The sequence below is a fragment of the Collimonas fungivorans genome, from assembly GCF_028292705.1.
Lineage (GTDB): Bacteria > Pseudomonadota > Gammaproteobacteria > Burkholderiales > Burkholderiaceae_D > Collimonas > Collimonas fungivorans_B.
Genome location: NZ_JAQGLV010000183.1, coordinates 1 through 6,315, shown reverse-complemented (window position 1 = coordinate 6,315; position 6,315 = coordinate 1). Strand labels below are relative to the sequence as shown.

Sequence of the window (6,315 nt, the reverse complement as noted above, 5' to 3'; positions counted from 1 at the left end):
ATGGGAGAGGAATCGAAAGACATGGAATTATTCTACGAGGGTTGTTTGATAATAGAAACATCGGCAAGCAGCCGGCCACAAAAAAGCCCGTGAATCGAACATTCACGGGCTTTTTTACGACACTCGCCAAACAGCGATATTAAGCCTTGGCCGGACCAGCACCCATCTTGCGGGTAATCACCCATTGCTGCGCAATCGACAGCACGTTGTTGGTGACCCAGTACAGCACCAGGCCGGACGGGAAGAAGAAGAACATCACCGAGAAAATCAGCGGCATGAACATCATCACCTTGGCTTGCATAGGATCAGGCGGCGTCGGGTTCAGCTTGGTCTGGATGAACATCGAAATCGCCATCACCACCGGCAGGATGTAGAACGGATCCGGTGCGGCCAGGTCATGGATCCAGCCCAGCCATGGCGCATTGCGGATTTCCACACTGGCCAGCAGCACCCAGTACAGCGAGATGAACACCGGGATCTGCACCACGATCGGCAGGCAGCCGCCGAGCGGGTTGATCTTCTCGGTCTTGTACAGCTCCATCATGGCCTGGTTCATCTTCTGCGGTTCGGATTTGAAACGCTCGCGGATCGACGTCATCTTAGGCGTGACCAGCTTCATCTTGGCCATGCTGCGATAGCTCGCTGCCGACAACGGGAAGAACGCCAGCTTGATCAGCACGGTCAGGGCGATGATGGTCCAGCCCCAGTTGCCGAGCACTTTGTGGATCTGCGTCATCAGCCAGAAAATCGGCTTGGCGATGATGGTCAGCCAGCCATAGTCCTTGACCAGTTCCAGGCCAGGCGCGATCGCTTCCAGGTCGGATTGCACTTCCGGACCGGAGTACAGGCGCGCATCCATGGTCACGCTGGCGCCCGGAGCAATCGTGCCCAGCGGCAGGATGTTGCCGACTGCGTACAGGTTGGTGGCGATCTTCTTGGTGAAGATTTCGCGCGGCGCCTTGTCTTGCGGGATGAACGCCGAGACAAAGTAATGCTGGATCAAAGCAAACCAGCCGTCGTCCGACTTGGTAGCGTGGTCAGCCTTGCCGCCTTCGATTTTGTCGAACGGGAATTTCTGGAACTTGCTGGCTTCGGTGTAAACCGAAGCACCGGTGAAGGTGTGCACAAAACGCTGCTCACCTTCAGGCGCATTACCGTCGCGCACCAGTTGCAGGTACAGCGAAGGCGAAACCGGCGCGCCGCTGTCGTTGGTTACTGTGTGCTTGACGTCGATCGAATAATCGCCGCGCTTGAACGTGTAGGTCTTGGTCAGCTTGACGCCGCCTTCGGTCGATTCCAGCACCAGTTGCACCTGGTTGCCGTTGTCCAGCGTACGAGCGCCAGGCAAGGCCGTGAACGGCGACTTGTGGTTAGGGAAAGGACCGCCGATCAGGCCGGTTTCAGCCAGGTAGGTGCGGGTAGCGCTGGAGTCGAACAGCACCAGGTTCTTGGTCGGGTCGACCGTGTCCTTGTGCTTCAGCAGTTCCAGGCGCTTCAGTTCACCGCCCACGGTATCGATGTCAGCCTTGACCACATCGGTAGTGATGGTGATGACTTCGCCCTTGGCGTCAGCCGCGGTAGCAGGCACAGCGCTGGCCGATGCGGCTGCAGGTGCGCCGGCAACAGCCGATGCTTGCGGCACCGAGGAACTGGCGCCAGCCGATGCGGCAGCGCCGGCAGGACCGGTTGCAGCAGCAGGAGCAGTCGGGTTGGCGCTTGGGAAGAACAGCGACGGCTGGCCGTTATGGCGCTGCCACTGGTCCCAGAGGAACAGCAGCGAAACCGAAAATACAACCCACAGGACGGTACGTTTGATATCCATAAGAGTATTTATCTATGATTCAGGAATGGCCGCAACCACACGATCGGTTAGCCGATGCGGGTTTGGTTGCAGATGGAGATGTGGATGATTGCTGCGGCGGCACCGGATCGAGTCCGCCCGCATGCCAGGGATGGCATTTGCACAGGCGGCGTCCGGCCAGCATGCTGCCCTTCAGGGCGCCATGCGTACGGATAGCTTCGGCTGCGTAATCGGAGCAGCTGGGATAAAAACGGCAATTCTGTCCCAGAAACGGGCTGATGCCCAGTTTGTAGAGGCGCAACAGGAACAGTAGAGGCATTTTCATGACAGCTTTTTTCCCTTCTTCTTCCGGCCCCGGCTATGTGTGGCCAGGCTGGAACAATACAAGCCGCGGATACAAATAAGCCGGCGCTTGAACTTGCCTACGGCTTGCCGGCGGCCAGACGTTGCGACGCGAACAGCTGCGCCAGTTCGCCATGCAGCTCTCGCTTCAGGCGCGCAGTCGTGGCCGGGCCCGCCTTGGTGTTTACCGGTTTCGATAAACGCACAACGCAGTCGATTGGCGGCAGTGGTGTCAGACGAAACAGCTCGCGCGTAACGCGTTTGACGGTGTTACGCGTAACAGCGCGCGGCGCCAGCCGTTTTGCCGCCACCACGCCCAGACGGGCATGCGGCAGCGCATTGAGGCGGGTGTACAAGACGAAGTGCGCCGTTCTATACACAGGGCGCAAACGAAAAACGGATGAAAACTCATCCGTTTTAACGATGCGCCGGTCACGTGAAAAGTCCTGGACGCTGTTCTGGGAACGGTCGCCGAGTTGATCTGTCACGCAAGCAACGCTGTTGCGTCCGGCTGGATTAAGCTGCCAGACGCTTGCGGCCTTTGGCGCGACGTGCATTGAGCACAGCGCGGCCACCGCGGGTTGCCATACGGGCGCGGAAGCCGTGAGTACGCTTACGGCGCACGACGGAAGGTTGGTAAGTACGTTTCATGTTGGTCTCGCTAATCAGCAAAAATAAATCGGATCTTCACACTCAGAGCGCTGGGTTTCTACCCTTTCGCGATTCGATCTGGACCAGGCTGCCAAGGCGTCGGACAACGAAACCGGGGCAGGCATTAGGGACAGTCAACGCACAAACTGGCAATTCAGCGGACAGTGAACCTTGAATTAGAACGCATTTTCTGCTTGTTTGTCAATCACTTAGGGCTCTTTTCCACAAGGTCTTTTTGCGCCCGGCGGCCGGAATAATTGGCCGCGCCTGTGGATAACTTGCGCCGGCAAGGGTAGAATAGCGGCTTATGTGTGGCACGCCCGCCAGTTATGCATTGCTCAGTAGCACGGAATCCATTACTGAACCCAGCGTGCAATAAAAACATCAAGCCAGGGCGTAAAGAACCTCATCCCGCACACTTTCACTTAGAACGATTCATGGAAAATTTCTGGCAGAGCTGCTCTACCCAGTTGGAGCAGGAATTGACGCCTCAACAATTTAGCGCGTGGATAAAACCGCTGGCGCCACTCGATTACGAGGATGGACGATTGCGCATCGCTGCGCCGAATCGCTTTAAGCTGGATTGGGTAAAAACGCAGTTCGCCAGCCGCATCACCACGTTGGCGCACCAATATTGGGAGGCACCGGTCGAAGTCGTGTTCGTGCTCGATCCGCGCAAGACGGCGCCGGCCCCTGCCAGCTCCAGCATGCCGGTTGCTATTAATAATGGCAACGAGCATGCCGGCGCGCAGTCGTCGGCAGCCAGCGGCGGCAGTTATGGCAACAGCAACTTCGACCGCCTGCCCGAAGTGCAGGCCGAGAACAGCACCGCCAGCGCCCGGCGCGACCAGTCGCGCATCAACACCGCCCTGAGTTTCGACAGTTTCGTCACCGGTAAAGCCAACCAGCTGGCGCGCGCGGCAGCGATCCAGGTCGCCAATAATCCCGGCGTTTCCTACAACCCGCTGTTCCTGTACGGCGGCGTCGGCCTCGGCAAAACCCACCTGATCCACGCCATCGGCAACCAGCTGCTGGCCGACAATCCGAACTCGAAGATCCGCTACATCCATGCAGAACAGTACGTTCGCGACGTAGTGACCGCTTACCAACGCAAGGGTTTCGACGACTTCAAGCGCTACTACCATTCGCTCGACCTGCTGCTGATCGACGATATCCAGTTCTTCGGCGGCAAGAGCCGCACCCAGGAAGAATTCTTCTACGCCTTCGAAGCATTGATTGCCGCAAAGAAACAAATCATCATCACCAGCGACACCTACCCGAAAGAAATCACCGGCATGGATGACCGCCTGATTTCGCGTTTCGACTCCGGCCTGACGGTGGCCATCGAGCCGCCGGAACTGGAAATGCGGGTAGCGATCCTGCTCAAAAAAGCAGCATCGGAAGGCGTCACCTTCTCCGACGACGTCGCGTTTTTTGTTGCCAAACATTTACGCTCCAACGTCCGCGAGCTGGAAGGCGCACTGCGCAAGATTCTTGCTTACTCTCGTTTCCATGGCAAAGACATCAGCATCGATGTGGTCAAAGATGCATTGAAGGACCTGCTGTCGGTACAGAACCGCCAGATCTCCGTCGAGAACATCCAGAAGACCGTGGCCGACTTTTTCAACATTAAAGTTGCCGATATGTACTCGAAAAAGCGGCCGGCCAATATCGCCCGTCCGCGCCAGATTGCGATGTACCTTGCCAAGGAACTGACCCAGAAAAGCCTGCCGGAAATCGGCGAACTGTTCGGCGGCCGCGACCACACCACGGTGTTGCACGCAGTCCGCAAGATCGCCGGCGACCGCACCAAGAATCCGGAATGCAACCACGAATTGCACGTGCTGGAACAGACCCTCAAGGGCTGATATTGATATTTCGGGCGATTGTGCACGTTGCCTGCGGCCCTGTGGATAAGTTTGTATAAGGCAAATCCGGAACTGGGCGGCTACTGTGGTTTTTTTGTCGATTGTGTGAAACGCGGCAGCTTGCCGGTTTGCCAACTAACAATCGCAAAAAAGCCGGAAAGCGGCGCAGATTTCCGCCCCGGATGGGTCCGTAGAGGGTCGATTTAAGTTACATTTACAGACTGCTTGGAAGTATTCAGACGCATCATCGAGCTGGCAGCAATATTTGATTTTTAAATAACAAGGATATAGCTATGCAATTGGTCAAAACCAACCGAGATACCCTTCTCCGGCCACTGCAGATCGTGAGCGGTATTGTCGAGCGTCGGCACACACTGCCGATTCTGGCCAATATCCTCATTCGCAAAGAAGGCGAAAAGGTCTCTTTCCTGTCGACCGACATCGAAGTGCAAATCACCACCAACGCCAACGTCGGCAGCGGCGGCGAAACCGCGGCGACCACCGTTGCGGCGCGCAAGCTGCTCGACATCCTGCGCGCCCTGCCCGATACCGGCGAAGTCTCGCTCACCCTCAGCAACAAGCGCATGACCGTGCAGTCCGGCAAATCGCGTTTCGCCCTGCAAACCCTGGCCGCCGAAGAATTCCCGACGGTCGCCCAGGCAGACCACTACAACGCCACCGTCACCCTGCCGCAAAAGACGCTCAAGCACCTGTTCAACATGGTGCACTTCTCGATGGCGCAACAGGACATCCGTTATTACCTGAACGGCCTGCTGCTGGTCCTCGACGGCAAGAACGTCATCGCCGTTGCGACAGACGGCCACCGCCTGGCGTTTTGCCAGGTCGCCACCGAGCAAGAGTTCGCGCGCCAGGAAGTCATCATCCCGCGCAAGACCATCATCGAACTGCAGCGCCTGCTGGAAGAAACCGACGAACCGGTCCAGCTCGAAATCGCCAACAACCAGGTCAAACTGTCGTTCGCCGATATCGAACTGATCTCCAAGCTGGTGGAAGGCAAGTTCCCTGATTACACCCGCGTGGTGCCGAAGGGCTACAAGAACGATTTCACCATCAGCCGCGACCAGCTGCTGCGCTCCCTGCAACGCGCCGCCATCATGACCAGCGACAAGTTCAAGGGCGTACGCTGGGTAGTCACCCCAGGCAGCCTCAAAATCAGCTCCACCAACGCTGACCAGGAAGAAGCGATCGAAGAACTCGAAATCGATTACGGCGGCGACAGCGTCGACATCGGCTTCAACGTCACCTACCTGCTCGACGTCCTCAACAACCTCAAGGGCGACAACGTCAACATCGCCCTCGGCGACGCCAATTCCTCGGCACTGATCACCGTGCCGGAAAACGCTGACTTCAAATATGTCGTCATGCCAATGCGGATCTAGTCTGCATAAAACCAGGGCGGAAAGCATCGAGCTGTTCCGCCCTGTTTACTTGTAAAAATAGCACTCAGCCCCAATATAAGCAGTTCCGAAGTAAGTTTTTCAGAAGGTAGCCATGTCATCAGCCCCTCAAGACAACACCAATCAGCCGCAACCCAATGCATACGGAGCGTCCTCGATCCAAATTCTCGAAGGCCTGGAAGCGGTACGTAAACGCCCCGGGATGTACATCGGCGACACCTCTGACGGCACCGGC

Annotated in this window: 6 protein-coding genes; 2 read left to right on the top strand and 4 right to left on the bottom strand. The window is 57.2% G+C overall.

Annotated elements, in window-relative coordinates; genetic code table 11:
* Positions 1-139: 139 nt before the first annotated feature.
* The 4 genes from yidC to rpmH form a co-directional block, all read right to left on the bottom strand.
* The gene (yidC, locus tag JWQ61_RS09925; protein WP_304360387.1) at positions 140-1,822 is read right to left on the bottom strand and encodes a membrane protein insertase YidC; all 1,683 of its coding nucleotides are present in this window, start codon (positions 1,820-1,822) and stop codon (positions 140-142) included.
* Between the two features lie 19 nt (positions 1,823-1,841).
* On the bottom strand, positions 1,842-2,126 hold the full coding sequence (gene yidD, locus JWQ61_RS09920; protein ID WP_120233922.1) for a membrane protein insertion efficiency factor YidD: 285 nt from the start codon (positions 2,124-2,126) through the stop codon (positions 1,842-1,844).
* 97 nt (positions 2,127-2,223) lie between these two features.
* A complete protein-coding gene (locus tag JWQ61_RS09915; protein WP_304360386.1) occupies positions 2,224-2,631 on the bottom strand; it encodes a ribonuclease P protein component in 408 nt (135 codons plus the stop codon).
* Between the two features lie 28 nt (positions 2,632-2,659).
* On the bottom strand, positions 2,660-2,794 hold the full coding sequence (gene rpmH / locus JWQ61_RS09910) for a 50S ribosomal protein L34 (protein WP_061535510.1): 135 nt from the start codon (positions 2,792-2,794) through the stop codon (positions 2,660-2,662).
* Positions 2,795-3,231: 437 nt separating this feature from the next.
* Between rpmH and dnaA the strand changes: the two genes are divergently transcribed.
* Both dnaA and dnaN read left to right on the top strand, forming a co-directional pair.
* Positions 3,232-4,662 (top strand): chromosomal replication initiator protein DnaA, encoded by a 1,431-nt coding sequence (gene dnaA / locus JWQ61_RS09905; protein ID WP_304360385.1) that lies wholly within the window; start codon positions 3,232-3,234, stop codon positions 4,660-4,662.
* A 293-nt stretch (positions 4,663-4,955) separates the two neighbouring features.
* Entirely contained in the window at positions 4,956-6,062 is a 1,107-nt protein-coding gene (dnaN, locus tag JWQ61_RS09900) for a DNA polymerase III subunit beta (protein ID WP_061538191.1), read from the top strand.
* Positions 6,063-6,315 lie beyond the last annotated feature (253 nt).

Bases quoted from the DNA above. Each gene is read 5' to 3' on its own strand.
- yidC (WP_304360387.1), bottom strand. From the start codon at position 1,822: ATGGATATCAAACGTACCGTCCTGTGGGTTGTATTTTCGGTTTCGCTG.
- yidD (WP_120233922.1), bottom strand. From the start codon at position 2,126: ATGAAAATGCCTCTACTGTTCCTGTTGCGCCTCTACAAACTGGGCATC.
- rpmH (WP_061535510.1), bottom strand. From the start codon at position 2,794: ATGAAACGTACTTACCAACCTTCCGTCGTGCGCCGTAAGCGTACTCAC.
- dnaA (WP_304360385.1), top strand. From the start codon at position 3,232: ATGGAAAATTTCTGGCAGAGCTGCTCTACCCAGTTGGAGCAGGAATTG.
- dnaN (WP_061538191.1), top strand. From the start codon at position 4,956: ATGCAATTGGTCAAAACCAACCGAGATACCCTTCTCCGGCCACTGCAG.